26 protein-coding genes are annotated in these 24,272 nt (G+C 30.0%); 14 read left to right on the top strand and 12 right to left on the bottom strand.

Annotated elements, in window-relative coordinates:
- Positions 1-52 precede the first annotated feature (52 nt).
- Genes FBF11_RS01855 through FBF11_RS01820 form a run of 8 tightly spaced genes read left to right on the top strand, consistent with a single transcriptional unit; the run spans position 53 to position 5,795 of the window.
- A complete protein-coding gene (locus tag FBF11_RS01855) occupies positions 53-985 on the top strand; it encodes a DMT family transporter (RefSeq protein WP_002865582.1) in 933 nt (310 codons plus the stop codon).
- Positions 982-1,797: a 3-deoxy-8-phosphooctulonate synthase gene (gene kdsA, locus FBF11_RS01850; protein WP_002858652.1), complete on the top strand. Its 816-nt coding sequence runs from the start codon at positions 982-984 to the stop codon at positions 1,795-1,797. The genes FBF11_RS01855 and kdsA overlap by 4 nt, the downstream gene beginning before the upstream one ends.
- Positions 1,794-2,258: a 6,7-dimethyl-8-ribityllumazine synthase gene (gene ribE, locus FBF11_RS01845; RefSeq protein ID WP_002854278.1), complete on the top strand. Its 465-nt coding sequence runs from the start codon at positions 1,794-1,796 to the stop codon at positions 2,256-2,258. The genes kdsA and ribE overlap by 4 nt, the downstream gene beginning before the upstream one ends.
- Entirely contained in the window at positions 2,258-2,656 is a 399-nt protein-coding gene (gene nusB / locus FBF11_RS01840; protein WP_002824771.1) for a transcription antitermination factor NusB, read from the top strand. The genes ribE and nusB overlap by 1 nt, the downstream gene beginning before the upstream one ends.
- A complete protein-coding gene (gene pyrF, locus FBF11_RS01835) occupies positions 2,653-3,492 on the top strand; it encodes an orotidine-5'-phosphate decarboxylase (protein WP_002854427.1) in 840 nt (279 codons plus the stop codon). The genes nusB and pyrF overlap by 4 nt, the downstream gene beginning before the upstream one ends.
- Complete coding sequence (locus tag FBF11_RS01830) at positions 3,489-4,274, top strand: hypothetical protein (RefSeq protein ID WP_002868688.1); 786 nt, start codon at positions 3,489-3,491, stop codon at positions 4,272-4,274. Before pyrF ends, FBF11_RS01830 begins: the two co-directional genes overlap by 4 nt.
- A gap of 55 nt (positions 4,275-4,329) precedes the next feature.
- Complete coding sequence (gene msrP, locus FBF11_RS01825) at positions 4,330-5,223, top strand: protein-methionine-sulfoxide reductase catalytic subunit MsrP (RefSeq protein ID WP_002868687.1); 894 nt, start codon at positions 4,330-4,332, stop codon at positions 5,221-5,223.
- Positions 5,223-5,795 (top strand): sulfite oxidase heme-binding subunit YedZ, encoded by a 573-nt coding sequence (locus FBF11_RS01820; RefSeq protein WP_002857273.1) that lies wholly within the window; start codon positions 5,223-5,225, stop codon positions 5,793-5,795. Before msrP ends, FBF11_RS01820 begins: the two co-directional genes overlap by 1 nt.
- Here FBF11_RS01820 and FBF11_RS01815 read toward each other — a convergent pair.
- The 8 genes from FBF11_RS01815 to rpsU form a co-directional block, all read right to left on the bottom strand.
- Entirely contained in the window at positions 5,760-7,472 is a 1,713-nt protein-coding gene (locus FBF11_RS01815; RefSeq protein WP_002854291.1) for an ATP-binding protein, read from the bottom strand. The two genes, FBF11_RS01820 and FBF11_RS01815, sit on opposite strands and share 36 nt — an antisense overlap.
- Positions 7,472-8,296, bottom strand: coding sequence for a hypothetical protein (locus FBF11_RS01810; protein WP_052798278.1), 825 nt, complete (start codon positions 8,294-8,296; stop codon positions 7,472-7,474). Before FBF11_RS01810 ends, FBF11_RS01815 begins: the two co-directional genes overlap by 1 nt.
- Before the next feature lie 10 nt (positions 8,297-8,306).
- The gene (locus FBF11_RS01805; protein ID WP_002854442.1) at positions 8,307-8,783 is read right to left on the bottom strand and encodes a hypothetical protein; all 477 of its coding nucleotides are present in this window, start codon (positions 8,781-8,783) and stop codon (positions 8,307-8,309) included.
- A gap of 8 nt (positions 8,784-8,791) precedes the next feature.
- Complete coding sequence (locus FBF11_RS01800; protein ID WP_002854188.1) at positions 8,792-9,283, bottom strand: YajQ family cyclic di-GMP-binding protein; 492 nt, start codon at positions 9,281-9,283, stop codon at positions 8,792-8,794.
- Positions 9,273-10,208 (bottom strand): D-2-hydroxyacid dehydrogenase, encoded by a 936-nt coding sequence (locus tag FBF11_RS01795; RefSeq protein WP_100625351.1) that lies wholly within the window; start codon positions 10,206-10,208, stop codon positions 9,273-9,275. Before FBF11_RS01795 ends, FBF11_RS01800 begins: the two co-directional genes overlap by 11 nt.
- A gap of 3 nt (positions 10,209-10,211) precedes the next feature.
- Positions 10,212-11,381 (bottom strand): glutathionylspermidine synthase family protein, encoded by a 1,170-nt coding sequence (locus FBF11_RS01790; RefSeq protein WP_002868684.1) that lies wholly within the window; start codon positions 11,379-11,381, stop codon positions 10,212-10,214.
- 9 nt (positions 11,382-11,390) lie between these two features.
- Positions 11,391-11,996 (bottom strand): UPF0323 family lipoprotein, encoded by a 606-nt coding sequence (locus tag FBF11_RS01785; RefSeq protein WP_002868683.1) that lies wholly within the window; start codon positions 11,994-11,996, stop codon positions 11,391-11,393.
- A gap of 119 nt (positions 11,997-12,115) precedes the next feature.
- Positions 12,116-12,328, bottom strand: coding sequence for a 30S ribosomal protein S21 (gene rpsU / locus FBF11_RS01780; RefSeq protein WP_002780697.1), 213 nt, complete (start codon positions 12,326-12,328; stop codon positions 12,116-12,118).
- Positions 12,329-12,488: 160 nt separating this feature from the next.
- Between rpsU and ccoG the strand changes: the two genes are divergently transcribed.
- From ccoG to cmeC, 5 genes are all read left to right on the top strand, one after another.
- Entirely contained in the window at positions 12,489-13,865 is a 1,377-nt protein-coding gene (gene ccoG, locus FBF11_RS01775; protein WP_002868682.1) for a cytochrome c oxidase accessory protein CcoG, read from the top strand.
- The gene (gene cmeR, locus FBF11_RS01770; RefSeq protein ID WP_002859459.1) at positions 13,852-14,484 is read left to right on the top strand and encodes a multidrug efflux system transcriptional regulator CmeR; all 633 of its coding nucleotides are present in this window, start codon (positions 13,852-13,854) and stop codon (positions 14,482-14,484) included. Before ccoG ends, cmeR begins: the two co-directional genes overlap by 14 nt.
- Before the next feature lie 93 nt (positions 14,485-14,577).
- Positions 14,578-15,681 carry a multidrug efflux RND transporter periplasmic adaptor subunit CmeA gene (gene cmeA, locus FBF11_RS01765; protein WP_002859458.1) on the top strand — a complete coding sequence of 368 codons (1,104 nt, stop codon included), beginning with the start codon at positions 14,578-14,580 and terminating at the stop codon, positions 15,679-15,681.
- Positions 15,681-18,803, top strand: coding sequence for a multidrug efflux RND transporter permease subunit CmeB (gene cmeB / locus FBF11_RS01760; RefSeq protein WP_002859457.1), 3,123 nt, complete (start codon positions 15,681-15,683; stop codon positions 18,801-18,803). Before cmeA ends, cmeB begins: the two co-directional genes overlap by 1 nt.
- Positions 18,796-20,274: a multidrug efflux transporter outer membrane subunit CmeC gene (gene cmeC / locus FBF11_RS01755; protein ID WP_100608407.1), complete on the top strand. Its 1,479-nt coding sequence runs from the start codon at positions 18,796-18,798 to the stop codon at positions 20,272-20,274. The genes cmeB and cmeC overlap by 8 nt, the downstream gene beginning before the upstream one ends.
- A gap of 22 nt (positions 20,275-20,296) precedes the next feature.
- Here the strand turns inward: cmeC and cmeU are convergent, their stop codons facing one another.
- On the bottom strand, positions 20,297-20,548 hold the full coding sequence (gene cmeU / locus FBF11_RS01750) for a CmeU family protein (protein ID WP_002859455.1): 252 nt from the start codon (positions 20,546-20,548) through the stop codon (positions 20,297-20,299).
- 127 nt (positions 20,549-20,675) lie between these two features.
- Here cmeU and FBF11_RS01745 point away from each other — a divergent pair, with 127 nt between their 5' ends.
- Positions 20,676-22,022 carry a coproporphyrinogen III oxidase family protein gene (locus tag FBF11_RS01745; protein WP_002851099.1) on the top strand — a complete coding sequence of 449 codons (1,347 nt, stop codon included), beginning with the start codon at positions 20,676-20,678 and terminating at the stop codon, positions 22,020-22,022.
- Here the strand turns inward: FBF11_RS01745 and hemJ are convergent.
- The 3 genes from hemJ to glmM are packed head-to-tail and all read right to left on the bottom strand — an operon-like array spanning position 22,019 to position 24,255.
- Positions 22,019-22,471: a protoporphyrinogen oxidase HemJ gene (hemJ, locus tag FBF11_RS01740; protein WP_002854237.1), complete on the bottom strand. Its 453-nt coding sequence runs from the start codon at positions 22,469-22,471 to the stop codon at positions 22,019-22,021. The two genes, FBF11_RS01745 and hemJ, sit on opposite strands and share 4 nt — an antisense overlap.
- Positions 22,455-22,925, bottom strand: coding sequence for a signal peptidase II (gene lspA, locus FBF11_RS01735; protein ID WP_002858678.1), 471 nt, complete (start codon positions 22,923-22,925; stop codon positions 22,455-22,457). The genes hemJ and lspA overlap by 17 nt, the downstream gene beginning before the upstream one ends.
- Positions 22,918-24,255: a phosphoglucosamine mutase gene (glmM, locus tag FBF11_RS01730; protein ID WP_002854369.1), complete on the bottom strand. Its 1,338-nt coding sequence runs from the start codon at positions 24,253-24,255 to the stop codon at positions 22,918-22,920. Before glmM ends, lspA begins: the two co-directional genes overlap by 8 nt.
- Positions 24,256-24,272: the final 17 nt, after the last annotated feature.

Raw genomic sequence — 24,272 nt, 5'->3', positions numbered from 1 at the left:
ATATTAAGCAAAAAAGACTAGAATTAACCCAGATTTTAGTCAAGGAAAAAAAATGCTAAAAGTAATCAAGCATAATTTAGGAATTTATTTCATGATTTTAGCATGTTTGGATTTTGCACTTATGGGAGCTTGTGCAAAAATTCTTAGCAAGGAAATGAGTTCTATAGAAATTATGTTTTTTAGAAATATCATAGGAATTTTTTTCATAGTCTATCTTTTAAAACGATCTAAGGCACATAAAGAAGGGGGATATTTTTGGCTCTTGGTATTTCGTGGAGTAGTAGGCACGCTTTCACTATATATGTTTTTCTATAATGTTTCAAATATTACACTAGGTGGAGCTTTTGCTTTTCAAAAAACTGCTCCTATTTTTATTACTTTAATAGCTTTTGTTGTTTTTAAAGAAAATATTGGCATCAAAGGCTGGATAGGAATTTTAATAGCATTTGGTGGAGTGCTTTTAATCGCTCAGCCTTGGGCTCATAATTTAAATCATTCAGGCTTTGATTTAAAAAATTCAGTTATAGGTATCACGAGTGGATTTTTAGCCGCTTTAGCTCTTACAAGTGTAAGAGAACTTAGAAAATCTTACACTACAGAACAAATTGCCTTTTCTTTTATCCTTTTAGGAACCTTAATGCCTTTAATTTCTATGATCAGTGCTGAATTTTTTGAACCACAGCATCTTGATTCTTTACATTTAGATTTCATTCTAGCACCTTTTGTGATGCCAAGTCTTACAGCTTGGCTTATCATTGCCATTATGGGAACTTTAGGCACCATTTATCAAATTCATGTCACTAAAGCTTATGGTATCGCTAAACAAGCAGGAGTGGTTGCCGGAGTTAGTTATCTTGATGTAGTATTTAGTATGATAGTTGGGATAATTTTGGGAGATAATTTACCAAGTACTATGGTTTTTTTAGGTATAATAGGCATTATTTTTGGTGGATTAATTTTAGTTAAGAACAAAGGAAAAAAATGAAAAAAATGATACTCATTGCTGGTCCTTGCGTGATAGAAAGCAAAGATTTGATTTTTAAAGTTGCTGAACAGTTAAAAAATTTTAATGAAAATCCAAATATAGAATTTTATTTCAAATCAAGTTTTGATAAGGCCAATCGCACAAGTATTAATTCTTTTCGAGGTCCTGGTCTTGAAGAAGGATTAAAAATTTTACAAAGCGTAAAAGATGAATTTGGTATGAAAATCTTAACCGATATACACGAAAGCAATCAAGCAAACCCTGTAAGTGAAGTAGCTGATGTCTTGCAAATTCCTGCTTTTTTATGTCGTCAAACCGATTTACTTGTAGCCGCAGCAAAAACTAAGGCAAAAATTAATATCAAAAAAGGACAATTTTTAAACCCAAGCGATATCAAATACAGCGTTAAAAAAGTTCTACAAACCCGTGGTATAGAAGATGAAGGCTATGAAGCTGCTCAAAGAAATGGTGTTTTTGTAGCTGAAAGAGGGGCTAGCTTTGGCTATGGAAATTTAGTAGTAGATATGCGTTCTTTAGTTATCATGCGTGAATTTGCTCCAGTTATTTTTGATGCTACCCATAGCGTACAAATGCCAGGGGCTGCAGGTGGAAGTAGCGGAGGGAAAAGCGAATTTGTAGAACCTTTAGCAAGAGCGGCAGCAGCCGTAGGCATAGATGGCTTTTTCTTTGAAACACATATTAATCCTTGCGAGGCTTTATGCGATGGACCTAATATGCTTAATCTTACACGCCTTAAAAATTGCGTTAATACATTACTAGAAATACAAAATATCATAAAGGAAAACAAATGAATATTATTGAAGGAAAATTAAATTTAGACTCAAATACAAAAATTGCTATCATTAATGCAAGATTTAATCATATCATCACAGATCGCCTTGTAGAAGGAGCAAAAGATGCTTTTTTAAGACACGGGGGCAAAGAGGAAAATCTAAGCCTTATACTTGTTCCTGGTGCTTTTGAACTTCCGTATGCGTTAAAAAAAGCTATAGAAAGCAAAAAATTTGATGCAATTTGTTGCGTAGGCGCAGTAATTCGTGGCTCAACTCCGCATTTTGACTATGTTTCAGCAGAAACCACCAAAGGCATAGCCAATGTGAGTTTAAATCATAATATCCCTGTAAGTTTTGGTGTTTTAACTACAGACACAATAGAACAAGCCATAGAAAGAGCTGGAAGCAAGGCAGGCAATAAAGGCTTTGAAGCTATGACAACTGTAATCGAGATGTTAAATTTAAGCAAGGAGCTTTAATGGCAACGCGTCATCAAGTTCGCCAAAGCGTCATCTCCTTACTTTATGCTTTTGAATTAAATTCTCAAAACAACGTTTTTGTAGATGAAATTTTAGATGAAAAAAAAATACGCAATGAACAAAAAAATTTTACTTTAAATTTATATAATGGAATTTTAGATAATTTAAACAATATTGATGAAACCTTAAATTCATTTCTAAATGATAATCAAATTACAGCTTTAGGACATGTAGAAAGAGCTATACTAAGACTTGGAGCTTATGAGTTACTTTTTACCGATACTCCTAGCGCCATTGTCATCAATGAGGCTATAGAACTTGCTAAAGAACTTGCTAATGACAATTCTCCAAAATTTATAAATGGAGTTTTAGATGCCTTAATAAAGGCTAAAAAATGAAGCTTTGTGTCGCACTTGATCTTTCTACAAAAGAAGAATGCTTACAACTTGCCAAAGAATTAAAAAATTTAGACATATGGTTAAAAGTAGGTTTAAGAGCATATTTAAGAGATGGTTTTAAATTCATAGAAGAACTTAAAAAAGTTGATGATTTTAAAATATTTCTTGATCTTAAAATTCATGATATTCCCAACACTATGGCAGATGCTTGCGAAGAAGTATCAAAACTTGGTGTTGATATGATCAATATCCACGCAAGTGCTGGAAAAATAGCCATACAAGAAGTTATGACACGGCTTAGCAAATTTTCAAAAAGACCTTTAGTTTTAGCAGTTTCTGCTCTTACGAGTTTTGATGAAGAAAATTTCTTTAGTATTTATAGACAAAAAATTGAAGAAGCTGTAATTAATTTTTCAAAAATATCCTATGAAAATGGACTTGATGGTATGGTATGCTCTGTTTTTGAAAGCAAAAAAATTAAAGAGCACACAAGTTCAAATTTCTTAACCCTTACTCCTGGAATTCGTCCTTTTGGAGAAACAAGTGATGATCAAAAACGTGTTGCTAATCTTGCAATGGCTAGAGAAAATTTGAGTGATTATATCGTTGTGGGAAGGCCTATATATAAAAATGAAAATCCTAGGGCTGTATGTGAAAAAATTTTAAACAAAATACACAGAAAAAATATAAGCGAAAACGATATAGAGCAAAATTATGAAGCAATTCAGCAAAAAGAATGGGATATGTGTAATCACTTTGAAGAATGGATTAAAACTCAGCCTGATAAAGAACATGCTTTAAAAGAATTTTATGCTAAGTGTGGGATAAAATATTGAATTATCAACAATTAGAATGCGATTACTTTAATCTTTACAATCAGTTTCTTAGCGTGGATTTTCAAATTTCATTATTTGAAAAAGATCATAAAGGTTTAATTAAAGATTTTATATTTTTTTATTATCAAATTTTAAAACAAAAAGACTTAAGCTACTTGCTTGAGATAAGAAATAAAATTTCCCTGAAAGTTTATAATTATATGCAAGAGCACTCCACTTCTCCAAAAGATTTAAGTCTTATTTGTCTAAGAGAAAATAAACATATTGAATTTTTTCAAATATTTTACAAGGCTCTCGCTTATTTTGTAGCCTTTAGAAAAAAACTTGATGAAGAACAAAAAATTAAAAATTTGATTTCAAATATCAATGACTGTTTTGGCTATCATTTCTTGAATTCTGACTTTAACAATCTTCAAAATTTTCAAAAAAGCGATTTGTTCACCTTACCTGAAAAACATCTTAAATATTTTCACTTCGCCATGATTCATCTTTGTTTCATGGTTTTAAATCCTTTAAATTTTAAAGACTCTAATCGGCATCTTGATAAAGCGATTAATTATCTTGTCGATGGAACTTTTGAAATTTATGAGCTCATCTTTAAAGAATATTTTTTATTGTTTTCAAAAGATAAAGAGCTCAAGGATGAACTTAGAAAATTAAAAAAATTAGAATTTAAAATTCTAATGCAAGAAACTTCAAAAATTAAACTACTTAATCATTATAAAGAATTTTGCGAAGAAATATTCTACAATATAGAACTTGAAAAAATCACACAAAATTAATCCTGTATTAACATTGTTATAGTTTAATAATAAAAATTTTTAATAAGGAAAAATTATGATTATAACTCCTGAGAATTTATATAAAAAAAGAAGAGATTTTTTAAAACTTGGAGCAGGTGCTTTAATAAGTTCAAGCGTACTTGCTTCTAAACTATCTGCTTTAAATTTCACAAGCGATACTAATCCAAACAAACTTGAAATCAGTGATGAAGAACTGGCTACAAATTATGTCAATTTTTATGAATTTTCAACAGATAAAAGAAAGGCTGTATCATTGGCACAAAATTTCAATACTCAAAATTGGAAAATCGATATCAGTGGAGAAATAGAAAAACCTTTAACTTTAAGCATGGAAGATATTTTAAAATTTCCACTAGAAGAAAGAATTTATCGTTTTCGCTGTGTTGAAACTTGGTCTATGGTGGTACCTTGGGTAGGCTTTGAATTGCGTCGTTTGATTGAAATGGCAAAACCTACAAGCGAGGCAAAATTTGTTAAATTTACCACTCTTTTAGATAAGAGCCAATTTCCCGATCAAGACGCTTTATTTCCAACTATAGACTATCCTTATGTAGAAGGACTTCGCATGGATGAAGCTATGCATCCTCTTACCTTGCTTGCAGTAGGAATGTATAAAAAAGCCTTAAAGCCTCAAAATGGCGCTCCAATACGCCTTGTTGTTCCTTGGAAATATGGCTTTAAAAGTATTAAATCCATAGTTAAAATAAAATTTACCAAAGAACAGCCTAAATCTACTTGGGAAAGTTACGCTCCAAGTGAATATGGTTTTTATGCTAATGTCAATCCTAATGTTTCTCATCCTAGATGGTCTCAAGCTAACGAGAGGGCTTTAGGAGACTTCTTTACCAAACCTACTTTAATGTTTAATGGATATGAAAAAGAAGTGGCAAGTTTATATAAAAACATGGACTTGAAAGTGAATTTTTAATGCAGACAAAATACTTTAAATTTCTTGCTTATTTTAGCTTTATCATAAGTTTAATTTATGGCTTTTATCATATCATAAAAGCCTTTGATTTTGTAAAAGAAGCCTATATTTACACTGGAATATTTGCTTTAATCTTTTTAAATTTAAGTCTTTTATTTTCTTTACTTAAATTTAAAAAAACAAAAAATTATCCTAAAATTTTAGGTATTTTTGCAGCTTTTTGGGCGATTTTGCACTTTTTAAATTATTTTATTTTTGATAGAAATGCTCAAATTTTAAGGCTTTTCGATGATATTTCACATCGTTTATTAGAAGCAAGTGGATTTATCGCATTTTTAATCATATTTTTAATGCTTTTAAGTTCTTTTAAAATCTTTAAAAAACTTAGTAAAATCAGAAAACTAGGATATTTATGCTTAGTTTTGGCAAGTTATCATTATTTTTTAACCCCAAAAATTCCTATGTTTTGGGAATGGAGTGCTTTAATTATAGCTTTGTTTTATTTTATAGTTCGCTATACAAAAACATTAAAAAAGTTAAAATCCAACAATCTTACTTTTATCAAAACTTGAATTTAATTCTTTTTGTATGCTTTCTATAAAATCTTGCATTTTAAAAACCCCATCTTTTGATACAGCTACTTTCAAAGCTGTATTCTTCACCACCATTAAAATTTGTGCTCCACTTAATTCATAATTTGATAAAATATTTATATCAAAATCTTTTTCAAATAATGCTTTTTTAGGTAGAAATTTTTCCCAAATTTTAAGCCTATCTTTAAAATCAGGTTTTTTAAATTCTATCTTATAATCAAATCTTCTTGAAAATGCACTATCTAAGCTTTCTAAAAAATTTGTCGTAGCGATAATCACACCACTAAAACGCTCAATTTGCTCTAAGAATATATTTTGCATTTGATTATGCATTTTATCGCTACCACTACTTCCATCTACACGCGTACTTAAAAACTGATCAGCTTCATTGAGAAGTAAAATAGGACTTTGTTTACAAGTTTGCACGATATTTTTATAAGTATCAAAAATTTTTCTTACATTTTGCTCACTCTCTCCAACCCATTTGCTCAAAATTTTAGAACAGTCAAAACTAAGAACAGATTTTTTCATTGATTTAGCCATAGCTAAAGCTGACATAGTTTTTCCAGTACCAGCAGGACCATAAAAAATAATTTTAGCTTCTATATTTTTATTACTCTTTATACCCCAAGAATGAAGTCTTTCTAGGACTTTTTTATCTTGTTGTTTTAAAATATTTTCTAAAAGCTCTTTTGTATTTTCAGGCATAATAATATCATTGATGTCAGTGCTTGGTTCTATAAGCTCGAAAATATCTTGATCTTTTAAAACACTTTCAATTTTGATTTTTTTACTTTGTTTTGGTTCAAAATTTATAATTCTTTGTAAAATTTCATCGATAATAAAAAAACTTTTAGAAATATCTCCAAAAGCATTTAAATATTCATCATACTCGATTAAGTTTAAAAGAGGAGCATTTTCTTGTAATAGTTTTTTATTTTTATGCCTTTCTAAATCATTTTCACTGATTAAAGAAAGTAAAGAATTCATTTCTCTAGAAATCGAACTTTCATTACTTAAGGCGTATTCTTCTTTTAAAAGTGCTAGAAAAATAATTTGTTCTTTATGTTCAAGATTGTATTCTTTAAAAATATCAGCCAATACATTATAAAATTTACTTTTTTTTAGTCTTTCTTTGATATGTTTTTCATAAAGTTTAATTTGATTTTTTATTTCACTATTATAAGCACTTTTTTGTATAAAACTTAATCTTTCGTATAATTGAATACGCGCAAATTCATCTTTTAAATATTCTAAATAATCTGCATAAGCCTCTTGTTTCTCAAAATTTAAACGAGGTTTTGCTTCTAAAAATTCTAAAAAATATTCACTTAGACTAAGCTCACTTTGCAATAAGGCAAGAGTTAATGTTTGAGTTTTATTATTTTCTAAACTTTTAAAAAAACTCGAATTTTGATTTACAAAACCTCTTTCGATAAGTTTTTTTAAATCCTCCAAAGCATCAAGATAAAGATACTTATCATTTCCAAAAATTGTCGATAATAAAGTAAAGGCATTGATAGAAGAAATAGAAACGACATAATTTCTACAAAGTTCTCTAAGAATCAAAGCCTCATTTTTAGCACACTTAAGCTCTTTATAAATTTGAGTATCTTCTATATTTTTCAAACTTAAAAAATTTTTTAATTTTTCCATTATTTTTTAAATTCCTTAAGCTCATCTTCGTTAAATTCTACGCAAATATTTTCATCTAAAAAATGACCTTCAAAAGGTAGATAACAAATTTTTAGTTTTCCATTATTAAGCAAAAAATTATTATTAAATTGTAAATTTTGCAGATCTTCAAAACACTCATCACATGTATTTTTAAGCTTCTCATGTAAAAGATTTTGAAATTTTTGATTTTTAGTATTATACAAATCATTTAGTTTTACAAATGCGTGAGCATTAATATCATAAACAAAATTATTTAACTCTAAAATAGCACGGCTCATACCATCTTCATAAAAATAATACCATTCTTCAAAACTAATTTTTCCATCTTGTAAAAAAATAGGCTTTTGGCGAATTTGTTCAAAACTAAATACACTCTTATGAACAGGATGAAATTCTTTAAAATCATCATTAAAACCTATAAAATCAAGACTACGCTTTATACGAATGCCATCTTGCGTTTCAACAAGTTCTAAAGTAGTTGTTCCTAAATTTTCTCCTTGCAAATTTTTATTATCATATGTAAGCATTTTAGAAGAATTGATTTTATATTTTTTACGCTCATCCTGCCAAAAATCATTTGTCTTAACGAGCGGAATCTCTAAATTTCCATTTATATCATCAATAATTAAAAAACTAGAACTTGTTTGATTTTTATCCCTGTCAAAAAGTGGAGTCATAGGCGCATTATCATAAACTATGGCAAAAATTTCTTTATCCTGCAAATGATAAAAATACAATTCACCTTTATAAACTTGCGCTAAAGCTAGATTTACAAAGCAAAATACCAGTAAAAAAAATTTCAAACTCTATCCTTTAATTTTGAATATGCGTTAAGATAATTTTAGTATGTGAAATTTTATCAAAAAAACTTACTTTATTATCACAAACTTGATAAAAAATTTCATAATTTTTTGCTTTTAAATTTTGTTCAAAACCACAATCAGTTTTTTCTAAATTTTTACCCTGCCATAAAGCATTTGCCTTTAAAATATCACTTAAAATATCATCATAATATACATTTTTAAAAAATTTTTGATTAAACACTTTTTTATCATAACACACTGCATTGATACAAATTTTATCTTTGATTTTGAGTTCAAAAAAAGCTTGCCCTAGTTTATAAACTTCTAAATTTAAAGCATTATTTTCTTTTTTTAAAAAAGCTGCGTCATTGATTTTTATCATAGGAGAAGCAATCAAAACCATCAAGCTTTGACTCGAAAAATTTTGATTTTTCACACTACAAGCACAAAGAAAAAAAATAAAACACAGAGCTAAACAATGCTTCAAATTTGACCTTATTTAAGATTTTTAAAACTGATATTTAACTCTAAATCAAGCTCTTTTACAAGCTTCATCACAGCTTGTAAATCATCAATTTGTTTTGCTACAACACGAATTTCTTCACCACGAATCGAAGAATTAACTTTAAGTTTGCTATCTTTGATAGCTTTATTGATTTTTTTGGCATTTTCACTATCAATAGCATCGTTTGCTTTCAAATTTAAACGAAACATTGCTCCACTTTCACGAGAAAGCTCTTTAATAGCATTAGGATTAATTCCTCTTTTGATAAGTTTAGAAATCACTATATCTTTTAAAACATCAAGCTTTCCTTCACTAGAAGAACTGAGTTTAAAAATACTCTCTTTTTCGCTTAAATCAATCTCACACTTAATTCCTTTTAAGTCATAACGACTATCAAGTTCTTTTTTAGCTTGTTCAAAAGCATTTTTTAACTCTTGTTTATCTAAAGCTGCTGAAATATCAAAACTATGTTCACTTGCCATTTTCTATCCATTCTTTTAAATTATTATAAACTATATCCATTAAAGCATTTAAAGCCTCCTTGCTCGCCCACGCAACATGAGGAGTGATAATAAGATTTTCTTTATTTTTAATGCTTAAAAGTGGATGATTTTTCATCATAGGTTCAATTTCTAAAACATCAAGCCCTACACGAATATTTTTTTCATCTATGATTTTAGCTAAATCATTTTCATTGACAATCCCACCTCTTCCTACATTAATCAAAATCGCATTATCTTTTAAAAGCTTTAATTCTTCAAAGGCGAGTAAATTTTTGGTTTTTTCATTTAAAGGTGCGTGGATACTTATAATATCGCAAGTTTTTAATAAATCTTTTAATTCCAAATGTACAAAATCTGCGTTTTTATTAGCTCCACTCGTAGAATAATAATAAATTTCGGCTCCAAAAGCCTTTGAAATTTTTGCCACTTCTTTACCTATGGTTCCTAAACCTATAATACCATATTTTTTACCACTTAAGGTGTTTAAAATTCTACTATAATCTGTAAAAATAGGACTTTCACACCATTTACCCTCTTTGCTCCATTTGTCATAATAAAGCACTTGATTTAAAAAAGCAAACATAAACGCAAAAGTATGTTGCACCACACTCATAGTAGAATACCCAGCAGCATTTTTTACAATAATACCTTTTTCTTTAGCATACTCAATATCGATATTATTAACCCCTGTAGCAGTTTCCAAAATGAGTTTTAAATTTTTACAAGCATCAATCACATCTTTATCAATTACAACCTTGTTTGTCATGGCGACATTAGCATCTTTTAAACGCTCTATGGTTTGCTCTTTATTTGTTGTGGTATAAATTTGCAAAGAACCAAATTTTTCAAAAACACTTAAATCATAATCCCCTAAAGTTGCCGCATCTAAACAAACAATTTTCATTTTTCAATCCTTTATAATATGTCCTACAAATTTAGAATAATTATCAAGCACAAGTCCTCCTTTTCTAAATCCTAAGCCACACCCTTCATAAGCAAAGAAAACACCTGCTTGATAGTATTCGTTTTCACATGAATTAAACTCTACATATTCTTGATAAATAGCCTTATTATTCCCATAAGGACCTACATTCTCATGCAAAGTTTTTCCATCTTTAATTATACTGATATTTGCACCTTCTCTACCAAAAACAGGTTTTTTAACATAGTTTTTACCTTCCAAAGGAGTATCTTTTGTTTCTAAAAGTAATGGATGATTTGGATAAAGTTCCCATAGAATTTTTAAAATTCCCTTAGATTGAAATAAAAGCGTATAAGCAGGATTTAAAATAATTGCTCTTTGATTACGCATGATTTGAGTTAAAAGCATGGCAAGTTCACCCTCTTCTATGGCTATATCTTCCCAAGGAATAAGCTTAAACCAATACTCATAATTTTCGCCCTCTTTAAAAATACCCTCTTCGCTAAATTCCACCTCATCCACAAAGGAAAAATTAGTTTGAAAACCTGCTTCATTGGCTATATGTGCAAGCAATTTTGTAGTGATTTCTTCTTCTTTACTTCCTGCAACACTTGAAAAAAGAATTTTCCATCCTTGATAATGCTCTTCAAACCCTTCAACACTTTCATCAAGGGTAATAAGTCTTTTAAAATTATCCATCAAACTTTCATAAATGCTATTAAATTGTGCGCTTTCATCCATTCCATTTTGTTTTAAAAGTGCCCATTGTAAAATCGCACTTTCAAAAAGAGCAGTAGGGGTATCAGCATTAAATTCTATAAGTTTTATAGGCTTGCCATCAAGTCCACCCGCTAAATCAAAACGCCCATATAAATGCCAATGAACCTCATTTTCCCAACTCATCTTAATTGCATCAATAAGATTAAAAGGAATTCCAAGCTCATCAAAACGATCATTATCAATCACTTCTTGCGCTGCAGCAATAAACATATCATAAAGCTCATTTACCGCTTCATAATAAGCATTAGCTTCACTTTCCTTAACACAAACTAACTTATTGCTAATATAATCACTTCCATCTTCATCTGTATGCCAAGAAAAACCTATATTTTCTAAATAATCTTTTTGAAGTTTATCTACTTGTAGTAATTGCATTATTTATCCTTAAGAACCAAAAGAAGAACTAGAACTTGTGGCTTTAGAGCCTCCGCCAAAAAAGCCTGATTTTTTAGCACTTGAAGCAGAGCTTGTTGTGCCTGCTTTATTAAAACTATTAACACTCCTTTGATAAGCACTTTGATTTGAAAAAGCACCGCGTTGTTGGTTGGCAAAATTTTGATTATTGAAAAGTTTTGAACCTATCCAACTTCCTAAAATAGCACCTGCAGCACTTGCGAGTAAAGTTTCCCCTAAACTCAATCCCCCACTACTGATTTGTCCATTGTCTTTAGTTAAATTTGAAGTTCCATTATCAATTTTAGCTGCTTCTTCTTTAATCAAAGCATCCATTTCTTCTTTGGATAAAATTCTTTCTGTGCCATTAAGATCTTTTAAAACTACCCTTGTTTCATCACTTGGATATTGATCTTTGATTTTATACTGCCCTGGAGCTGTTTCTTCGATAATTACAAAAGCTCCTTGAGCATTAGCTGCTTGATTTAAAGTATCTGAATTGTCATTATTACTTCCACAACCTGCTAAAGCACCTCCAGCAACAGCTGCTAAACCACCTATCATACCAATTTGAATGATTTTTTTGATTTTTTTCATAAGTTTATCCTAAAAACAGAAAATTTAAATTAGAAATTTTAACAAAAAATAATAAATACTTTTTAATTTAATACCAAATGAAGTTTGTAGATATAAAAAAGCCCTTTCGGGCTTTTGGGTTAGAGTCTTGACTCGTAGCGTCTAAGCATATAAAGTCTTTTAAGCATTTTTTTGCGTGCTGAAATTTTTTGTTTTTTGCGAATTTCAGTCATAGGCTCAAAAAATCTTCTTGCTCTTACTTCAGTCACAACTAGATTTCTATCTACTTGTTTTTTGAATTTACGATACGCTTCATCAAAAGACTCGTTAGGATGCACCTTGATTCCTGGCACAGTCCTCACCACCTTTCTGTGTAAATTTTTGTTGTGAAATATAATTATAAAACACTTCTTATTAATTCTAACTTAGAAAGCATTTAAAAATTGTTTTAGTTTTTATCGGCTATAATCCTTAATTACAAAGTACTAAAAAATTATAATTTAAGGTCTAAAAATGCAAGGACACATTACAAACTATACAAAAGAACGATATTTTGTATATTTAATTGCAAGTATTATCATATTTGCCCTACCTTTCATAAGAATTAATGAGAATCATTTTTTTCTTTTAAGTTTTGATCACTCTAAATTAAACCTATTTTTTATTTCTTTTTCAACACAAGAATTTTATCTCATGCCTTTTGTTCTTATATTTCTTTTTTTATTTATTTTTTTTATTACAACTTTAGGTGGAAGAATTTGGTGTGCTTGGAGTTGTCCACAAACGATTTTTAGAGTTATATATAGAGATATCATACAAACTAAATTTCTTAAAATTCGCAAAAATATCAATAACAAACAAAAAGAATATGAGGGACAATATTTTAAAAAATTTCTTGGAGTAATAATTTTTTATTTTATATCTTTAGTTGCTGTTAGTAATTTACTTTGGTACTTTATTCCTCCTGAAGATTTTTTCAATTATATTCAAAATCCTGGCGAGCATCTACTTTTACTTGGAATTTTATTTTGTGCTAGCTTACTTTTTACTTTGGATATTACCTATTTACAAGAAAAATTTTGTGTTTATGTCTGTCCTTATGCAAGAATACAATCTGTAATGTTCGATCATGATACAATGCAAGTGATCTACGATGAAAAACGCGGGGGCTTGATCTATGATGGACACACCAAACTTCATAAAAAACCGCCTGAGGGAGAATGCATAGGTTGCGAAGCCTGTGTTAGCATCTGTCCAACTCATATTGACATACGCAAAGGAATGCAACTTGAATGTATTAATTGTCTTGAATGTGCCGATGCTTGCTCTAAGGTTCAAAGCAAATTTAATCGTCCAAGTTTGATCAATTGGACAAGTGCAAAAGCTATTGAAACGCGTTCTAAGGTTCATTATTTAAGATTTAGAACGATAGCATATTTTATAGTTCTTCTAATTGCTTTACTGGCTTTAATCATCATGGGAAGCAAAAAAGAAAGCATGCTTTTAAATATCAATCGTAGTAGTGAATTATATAATATTTCAAATGTTAAAGGTGAATTAGTCATTTCAAATGCTTATACCTTTTTGTTTCAAAATACAGATTCTAAACCTCATGAATATTATTTTACAGCAAATTTAGAAGGAATAAATGATGGAATTGAAATCATAAGACCAAACAAACCTTTTAAATTAAAAGCAGGAGAACAAGTCAAAAAAATAGTTGTTATCAGGGCTACAAAAAATTTAGCAAATAATGATAAAAAAGACGTAATCTTTCCTTTACATATAAAAGCTTACGCAAAGGATAATGAAAAAATTTCGGTTTTTAGAAAAAGTATATTTGTATACCCTAAAAGCACTCTTATAAAGGATAAAAATGAACTCAAATAGAACACCATCACAAAAAGTTTTAGCCAGACAAGAAAAAATCAAAGCAGTGGCCTTAGAGCTTTTTTTAACAAAAGGATACCAAGAAACAAGTTTGAGTGATATTATTAAATTATCTGGAGGATCTTATTCTAATATTTATGATGGTTTTAAAAGTAAAGAAGGGCTATTCTTTGAAATTTTAGATGACATATGTAAAAAACACTTTCATCTTATTTATTCCAAAACACAAGAAATTGAAAATGGCACTTTAAAAGAAATTTTAACTTCTTTTGGTTTAGCTTTTATAGAAATTTTCAATCAACCAGAAGCTGTAGCTTTTGGTAAAATTATCTATTCTCAAGTTTATGACAAAGATAGACATCTTGCCAATTGGATAGAAAACAATCAACAAAATTTTTCCTATAACATACTTATGGATTTTTTCAAGCAACAAAATAATTCTTATATGAAAAAAAATGCAGAAAAACTTGCTGTTCTTTTTTGCACTATGTTAAAAGAACCTTATCATCATCTTAATGTTTTAATTAATGCTCGTTTAAAAAATAAAAAAGAACAAAAAGAACATGTTGAATTTGTTGTAAACGTTTTTCTAAATGGGATCAATGGATCCAAAGCTTAAAAATAATTTTATTAACCAAAATTAAGATATAATTAGCCAAAAATTTTTGTAATAAATATTACAATTTTTAATTTAATTTTTCAAGGCAAAACCATGAAATTATTTCAAAAAAATACTATTTTAGCTTTAGGTGTTGTGCTTTTACTCACTGCTTGCAGCAAAGAAGAAGCACCAAAAATACAAATGCCGCCTCAACCTGTAACAACCATGAGTGCTAAATCTGAAGATTTACCACTTAGTTTTACTTACCCTGCTAAACTTGTCAGTGATTATGATGTCATTATAAAACCTCAAGTTAGTGGCGTAATAGAAAATAAACTTTTTAAAGCTGGAGATAAAGTAAAAAAAGGACAAACATTATTTATTATAGAACAAGATAAATTTAAAGCTAGTGTTGATTCGGCTTATGGACAAGCTTTGATGGCTAAGGCAACTTTCGAAAATGCAAGCAAGGATTTTAATCGTTCTAAAGCTCTTTTTAGTAAAAGTGCAATCTCTCAAAAGGAATACGACTCTTCTCTTGCTACATTTAACAATTCAAAAGCTAGTCTAGCAAGTGCTAGAGCACAGCTTGCAAATGCAAGAATTGATCTAGATCATACCGAAATAAAAGCTCCTTTTGATGGTACTATAGGAGATGCTTTAGTTAATATAGGAGATTATGTAAGTGCTTCAACAACTGAACTAGTTAGAGTTACAAATTTAAATCCTATTTACGCAGATTTCTTTATTTCAGATACAGATAAACTAAATTTAGTCCGCAATACTCAAAGTGGAAAATGGGATTTAGACAGCATTCATGCAAATTTAAATCTTAATGGAGAAACCGTTCAAGGCAAACTTTATTTTATTGATTCTGTTATAGATGCTAATAGTGGAACAGTAAAAGCCAAAGCTATATTTGACAACAACAACTCAACACTTTTACCAGGTGCTTTTGCAACAATTACTTCAGAAGGTTTTATACAAAAAAATGGCTTTAAAGTGCCTCAAATAGCTGTTAAACAAAATCAAAATGATGTTTATGTTCTTCTTGTTAAAAATGGAAAAGTAGAAAAATCTTCTGTACATATAAGCTACCAAAACAATGAATATGCCATTATTGACAAAGGATTGCAAAATGGCGATAAAATCATTTTAGATAACTTTAAAAAAATTCAAGTTGGTAGCGAAGTTAAAGAAATTGGAGCACAATAATGTTTTCTAAATTTTTTATCGAAAGACCTGTTTTTGCTTCAGTTGTTGCAATTATCATTTCTTTAGCTGGAGCTATAGGTCTTACAAATTTACCTATAGAACAATATCCTTCTTTAACCCCTCCTACAGTTAAAGTAAGTGCAACTTACACAGGAGCTGATGCACAAACCATTGCTTCAACAGTTGCAAGTCCTATCGAAGATGCAATCAATGGCGCAGATAATATGATTTACATGGATTCAACTTCAAGTTCTTCAGGAACTATGAGTTTGACTGTTTATTTTGATATCGGTACAGATCCTGATCAAGCCACCATAGATGTTAATAATAGAATTTCAGCCGCAACTGCAAAAATGCCAGATGCAGTCAAAAAACTTGGAGTAACAGTTAGAAAAACTTCCTCAACAACACTTGCTGCAATTTCTATGTATTCAAGTGATGGCTCAATGAGTGCAGTAGATGTATATAACTATATCACTTTAAATGTTTTAGATGAGTTAAAAAGGGTTCCAGGAGTTGGAGATGCAAACGCTATAGGAAATCGTAATTATTCTTTAAGAATTTGGCTCAAGCCTGATTTATTAAATAAATTTGGAATCACAGCTACTGATGTAATTTCTGCGGTTAATGATCAAAATGCCCAATACGCAACTGGTAAAATTGGCGAAGAACCTGTAACCCAAAAATCCCCTTATGTTTATTCAATCACCATGCAAGGAAGACTACAAAATCCTAGTGAATTTGAAAATATTATTTTAAGAACAAATGATGATGGATCATTTTTAAGACTTAAAGATATAGCTGATGTAGAAATAGGGTCACAACAATACAGCTCACAAGGACGATTAAATGGCAATGATGCAGTTCCAATTATAATCAATCTTCAATCAGGGGCAAACGCATTGCATACAGCAGAACTTGTCCAGGCTAAAATGCAAGAACTTTCAAAAAATTTCCCAAAAGGTTTAACATATAATATTCCTTATGATACAACAAAATTCGTGATAGAATCAATCAAAGAAGTAATTAAAACTTTTATTGAAGCTTTAGTTTTAGTTATTATTGTTATGTATATGTTCTTAAAGAATTTCCGTGCAACGCTTATTCCTATGATAGCTGTACCTGTTTCATTGTTAGGAACTTTTGCTGGACTTTATGTTTTAGGCTTTAGTATTAACCTGCTTACACTTTTTGCCTTGATTTTAGCTATAGGGATTGTTGTAGATGATGCGATTATAGTTGTGGAAAATATCGATAGGATTTTACACGAAAATGAACAAATAAGCGTAAAAGATGCTGCTATCCAAGCGATGCAAGAAGTTAGCTCTCCGGTTATTTCAATTGTTCTTGTGCTTTGTGCTGTTTTTGTACCAGTTTCTTTTATATCAGGTTTTGTTGGAGAAATTCAAAGACAATTTGCTCTTACCTTAGCTATATCTGTAACCATATCAGGTTTTGTTGCTCTTACCTTAACACCTTCTTTATGCGCACTCTTTTTGCGACGTAATGAAGGAGATCCATTTAAATTTGTAAAGAAATTTAATGATTTTTTTGATTGGAGTACCTCTGTATTTAGTGCAGGAGTAGCATATATTCTAAAAAGAACCATTCGTTTTGTTTTAATTTTTTGTATTATGCTTGGAGCGATTTTTTATCTTAATAAAGCAGTACCAAGCTCTTTAGTTCCTGAAGAAGATCAAGGTTTGATGATTAGTATTATCAACCTTCCTTCAGCTTCAGCACTCCATAGAACAATCTCAGAAGTTGATCACATAAGTCAAGAAGTTTTAAAAACTAATGGAGTTAAAGATGCAATGGCTATGATAGGATTTGATCTTTTTACAAGTTCACTCAAAGAAAATGCCGCTGCAATGTTTATAGGCTTGAAAGATTGGAAAGATAGAAATGTGAGTGCTGATGAAATCGCCATGGAGCTTAATAAAAAATTTGCTTTTGATCGCAATGCTTCAAGTATATTTATAGGCTTACCTCCTATACCTGGATTAAGTATCACAGGCGGTTTTGAAATGTATGTTCAAAACAAAAGCGGAAAAAGCTATGATGAAATACAAAAAGATGTAAATAAACTTGTTACTGCGGCCAACCAAAGAAAAGAACTATCAAGAGTAAGAACAACACTTGATACAACTTTCCCTCAATACAAGCTTATAATTGATAGAGATAAATTAAAACACTACAATCTTAACATGCAAGATGTTTTTAACACGATGAATGCAACTATAGGCACTTATTATGTTAATGATTTTTCTATGCTAGGTAAAAATTTCCAAGTAAATATCCGCGCAAAAGGTGATTTTAGAAATACACAAGATACATTAAAAAATATTTTTGTAAGATCAAATGATGGAAAAATGATACCACTTGATTCTTTCTTAACTTTACAAAGAAGTTCAGGGCCTGATGATGTAAAACGATTCAACCTTTTCCCAGCAGCACAAGTTCAAGGTCAACCCGCACCAGGTTATACTTCAGGTCAAGCTATAGAAGCGATTGCTCAAGTAGCAAAAGAAACTTTAGGGGATGATTATTCCATAGCTTGGAGTGGATCAGCTTATCAAGAAGTTTCTAGTAAAGGAACAGCAAGTTATGCTTTTGCTTTAGGTATGATATTTGTCTTTTTAATTCTAGCTGCTCAATATGAAAGATGGCTTATACCTTTAGCAGTCGTAACAGCTGTACCTTTTGCGGTATTTGGATCATTTTTATTGGTATATTTAAGAGGATTTAGCAATGATATATATTTTCAAACAGGACTTTTGCTCTTGATTGGACTTTCAGCTAAAAATGCTATCTTAATCGTAGAATTTGCAATGGAAGAGCGCTTTAAAAAAGGTAAAGGAGTTTTTGAAGCAGCTGTTGCAGCAGCAAAACTTCGTTTTCGTCCTATCATAATGACTTCTTTGGCATTTACTTTTGGGGTCTTACCAATGATTTTCGCAACAGGAGCAGGAAGTGCTTCAAGACACTCTTTAGGAACAGGGCTTGTTGGTGGAATGATCGCAGCATCAACTTTAGCGATATTCTTCGTGCCTTTATTTTTCTATCTTTTAGAAAATTTTAATGAATGGCTAGATAAAAAAAGAGGTAAGGTTCATGAATAAAATAATTTCAATTAGCACTATAGCAAGTTTTACTCTTTTGATTTCAGCTTGCTCTTTAAGTCCAAATTTAAATACTCCCGAAGCAAACTATAGCATTGATAATAAGCTTGGAGCCTTATCTTGGGAAAAAGAAAACAATAGCTCTATCACAAAAAATTGGTGGAAAGACTTTGATGATGAAAATTTAAATAAAGTGGTTGATTTAGCACTTAAAAATAATAATGATTTAAAACTTGCCTTCATACACATGGAACAAGCTGCTGCTCAATTAGGTATAGATTTTAGCAGTTTGTTGCCAAAATTTGATGGTAGTGCAAGCGGAAGTCGTGCAAAAACAGCTATAAATGCTCCAAGCAATCGAACTGGGGAAGTAAGTTACGGTAATGATTTTAAAATGGGACTTAATTTAAGCTATGAAATCGATCTTTGGGGAAAATATCGCGATACATATCGCGCCTCAAAATCAGGCTTTAAAGCAAGTGAGTATGATTATGAAGCTGCAAGACTTTCTGTTATTTCAAATACAGTTCAAACTTATTTTCATCTTGTAAATGCTTATGAAAATGAAAATGCTCTTAAAGAAACCTATGAATCGGCAAAAGAAATTTATAGGATTAATGATGAAAAATTTCAAGTTGGTGCTGTAGGTGAATATGAACTTGCTCAAGCAAGAGCCAACTTAGAAAGTATGGCTTTGCAATATAATGAAGCAAAGTTAAATAAAGAAAATTACCTTAAAGCTTTAAAAATTTTAACTTCAAATGATTTAAATGACATACTTTACAAAAATCAAAGCTATCAAGTTTTTAATCTTAAAGAATTTGACATTCCAACTGGAATTTCAAGTACCATCTTGCTTCAACGTCCAGATATTGGCTCTTCTTTAGAAAAATTAACTCAGCAAAATTATCTTGTTGGAGTAGCTCGCACGGCTTTCTTACCTAGCCTTTCTTTAACAGGATTATTGGGATTTGAAAGCGGGGATTTAGATACCTTGGTTAAAGGAGGTTCTAAGACTTGGAATATAGGTGGAAACTTTACTCTGCCTATTTTTCATTGGGGTGAAATTTACCAAAATGTAAATTTAGCCAAGCTTAATAAAGATGAAGCTTTTGTAAATTATCAAAATACTTTGATTACTGCTTTTGGAGAAATTCGCTATGCTTTAGTAGCTAGAAAAACTATACGCTTACAATACGATAATGCACAAGCAAGCGAACAATCTTACAAAAGAATCTATGAAATTGCTAAAGAACGCTATGATATAGGAGAAATGTCTTTGCAAGATTATTTAGAGGCACGTCAAAATTGGCTTAATGCTGCCGTTGCTTTTAATAATACTAAATATTCTTATGCCAATTCCATAGTAGATGTAATCAAAGCATTTGGTGGAGGATTTGAGCAAAATGAAGACACGAGTAAAAATATAAAAGAAGAATCAAAAAATTTAGATATATCTTTTAGAGAATAGTTCGTTCTATTCTCTAAATAAATTAAAAATCTTTATCTAAATCTGTATCTGTAATTTCATAAACCTTGTAAATAGCAGGCAATAATTTTCTTATAGCATAATCAAAATGATAAAATTGCTTATATACCTCTTCTGGATTTAAATTTTTAGCATTCTTAAAATCAAATACTTCAGTATCATTGATTTTGGCAATATTTTCATCAAAATAAGAGTAAAACTCTGCTCTTTGTTTAAACAAAGCATTTAAATTTTGAACAATTTTGGCTTTATCCATTTTATATCCTTTTTAAATAATTTAAAAACTTAATCCCATTTTTTATTTAAGAAATAAAAAATTTACTCCTATTTTAGCTAAAAATTGATAAAGTTATATCTTAAATATTTTAATATATAGGCCACTTATGAATTTATTTCAAAATTTAGCTTTAAAATACTCTCATACTATGATGGAAAAATCCCTCCAAAAAGGTTTCAATGTCGAACTTTTAAAACAACCCGAAGAAAAAATTCCAAAACAAGACAAAAGCTATATGCTTTATGCCCATGTACCTTTTTGCCATACTTTTTGTCCTTATTGTAGCTTTCATAAATATTATTATGATGAAAATTTAGCCAAAGTATATTTTCAAAATCTTAGAGAAGAAATTAAAATCATGAAAAATAAAGGTTTTGATTTTACCTCCATGTATGTGGGTGGTGGTACAACACTGATTGATGAAGAGGAATTATTAAAAACCTTAGAACTTTGTAAAAAGTTATTTAATATAAAAGAAATTTCATGCGAAAGCGATCCAAATCATATTGATCCAAATAAGCTTTCTATGTTTAAAGGTATAATTGATCGTTTAAGTTGCGGGATTCAAAGTTTTGATGATGAAACTTTGAAAAAAGTGGCAAGATATAATAAATTTGGTTCATCTAAAGAACTTCAAGAAAAAATTTCAAAAGCTTTAGGAATTTTACCTATTTTTAGTATAGATCTTATTTTCAATCTTCCAGGACAAAACGAAAAACAACTTTTAAATGACTTAGAAATTGCTAAAAATTTAGCCCCGCAACAAATCACAACCTATCCTTTAATGAAATCAAATCTTACCAAAGATAATATCGCTAAAAGTCTAGGAGTGAGCATTAAAGATAATGAATTTACTTATTATCAAATCATACGAGAATTTTTTAAAGACTATACCCAAAACAATGGTTGGAGTTTTTCTTTAGAAAAAAACAAGCTTAATGACGAATATGTTAGTTCTCATCATGAATACCTAGGAGTAGGCAGCGGAGCTTTTAGCTTTTTAGATGGGGAGCTTTTAATCAATGCATTTAATCTAAATGATTATGCTAAATTTATACAAGAAAAACAAAATGCTAATATAGCCAAAGCTTGTTTTGATAAAAAAGAAATTATCAAATATGTCTTTTTAACTGAAATTTTTTCAGGGAAAATAGAAATTGATAAATTTAATAAAACTCTAAATTGCAATCTCGAAAAAGAACTTTTCATAGAACTTTTAGGACTTAAAACAAGTGGTGCCATCATAAAAGATCAAAATGCTTTAATCGCAACTGAATTTGGTCAATATCTTTTTGTGGTTTTAATGAAAGATTTTTACACAGGAATGGATCTTGTGCGCGCAGTATTTAGAGATGATAAGCGTCTTAAAAATAAAGATTATATCGATATCATGAAAGAAAATATTGATCCGCTTAACTCCGCTAGTATGGAATTTAAAGCGGAGACAAACTAAAAGGGACGAACAACCATCATTAAAGCGATGATAATAAACATTATAGTTGGAAATTCATTATAAATTCTAAAATATTTTCCACTTTTAGTAGAAGTATCATTTGCTAAAGCTTTTAAACAATAATAATTATGTATATGAAAAATAATCAAAAGTGTAACACAGGTAAGTTTAACATGCATAAAACCCGCACCTACCATTAAAACTTCCTTATGAGCATGCAACATTAAACTTCCTGTGATTAAAGTCACAATCATTGCAGGAGTTTGTATATAATAATAAAGCTTTCTTTCTTGAATTTTTACAACCTCGACAAAACCTTTATTGTCTTTATGTTCAGCATGATACACAAAAAGACGAGGTAAATAAAAAAGACCCGCCATCCAAGAAACAAATGCCAAATAATGCACCCATTTAATCCAAAAATAATAATCATTAATCCATTCTGTCATCTTTTTTCCTTTTTTTAAATATTTCTTGTATTAAAATCAAAGCCACACTTATATTTATCATGACATCTGCAACATTAAAAATAGCAAAATTAAACCATTTATGCCAAAAAAACATATCCACTACACCTCCATGTATAAAACGATCCAATAAATTTGAAACGCCGGCACCAAGCATCATTCCAAAAGCTATGCTATGAGTTTTTAAAAGTGTTCTTTGCCAAAAAAGATAAATAAAAAGCACGCCAATTAAAGCAAGATGTAAATATTTTAAATTATGTTCTAAAAAACTCAACATTGAAAAAGCTACGCCTGTATTTAGAGCATAAGTTAAATCTAGGTATTCACTCTGCCATCTAAATCCTGCTAAAGTTAAGGATTTTACCCATTGATCAAGGGCAAAAACCAAAACAAAGGCACCCCAAAAATAAAAAATAAATTTAAAAGTTTTAGCCATTTAAAGCTTTCTTAAAAAACTCCACAACATTTTTCATTTCTTTTTCTAAGAGCTTAATATCTCTGGCTTCTAGTAAAAGTCTTATCAAATTTTCTGTTCCAGAATAGCGAAATAAGGTATTAATATTTTTATTTTCTAAATCTTTTTTTAATTCTTTTAAACCTTTAATTTTATCTAAATCTTTTTTTTCTGCAATTTTAAGATTGATTAAAAGCTGAGGATAAGGTTTAACTTGACCCAAAATAGAACTTGCAGATTTTTTCTTAGAAAGCATTAAAGCACTAAATTGCAAGGCAGCTATCAAACCATCTCCAGTTTTTGCATAATCGCTAAAAATAATATGCCCACTTTGTTCTCCACCAAAATTTCCACCATTGGCTTTTAGTTTTTCAAGCACATATTTATCGCCAACATTACAAGTATCAAGTTCTATACCATGTTTATTTAAAAACTCTTTTAAAGCACCATTACTCATTATAGTAGCCACAACACTTGATTGTAATTTACCTTGTTCTTTAAGATAAAGTGCCAATACGCCCAATAAACTATCCCCATTAGCCACTTCGCCTTTTTCATCTACAACCACCAAACGATCTGCATCACCATCAAAAGCAAAGCCCACATCTGCACGCAAACGCTTTACCTCAGCAGCTAAGTTTACAGGATGCAAAGCTCCACAATTTTCATTGATATTAAGTCCATTAGGTTTATCACTCATTACTATAACTTCAGCGCCTAATTCCTTAAAAACAGTAGGTGCTACCTTATAAGCTGCCCCATGAGCCACATCTAAAACAACACGCAAAGACTTTAAAGTAAGATCTTTTGGAAAAGAATTTTTAATAGAAACAATATATCTTCCTATAACATCATCAATTCTTTTTGCTTGACCAATTTTTTCCATATCTACCTTAGAGGCTTGTATAAGCTTATCATCAAAATAAATTTCTTCTATTTTTTTCTCTATATCTTCACTGAGTTTATTTCCATGAGCATCAAAAAATTTAATACCGTTATCATAATAAGGATTGTGAGAAGCTGAAATCATAATCCCTGCGTCACAACGCATATCTTCAGTTAAGAATGCAATCGCAGGAGTTGGCATAGGACCAATTTGTATAACATTATATCCTATAGAAGTAAGCCCTGAAACAATAGCATTTTCTATCATATAGCCACTTCTTCTTGTATCTTTTCCTACTAAGATATTATTAGTAATACTTTTATCTTTAAAATAAATACCCGCAGCCATTGCTAAACGCATAGCCAAAAAACTATCTAAAAATTCACCCGCTTTTCCACGAACTCCATCAGTTCCAAAAAGTCTCATTGCAAACCTTTCTAGCA

Source organism: Campylobacter sp. CFSAN093224, from assembly GCF_012897395.1.
GTDB classification, from domain to species: Bacteria; Campylobacterota; Campylobacteria; order Campylobacterales; family Campylobacteraceae; genus Campylobacter_D; species Campylobacter_D jejuni.
Note: the sequence above shows the minus strand (reverse complement) of the source record. Positions and strands in the feature narration are given on the sequence as shown.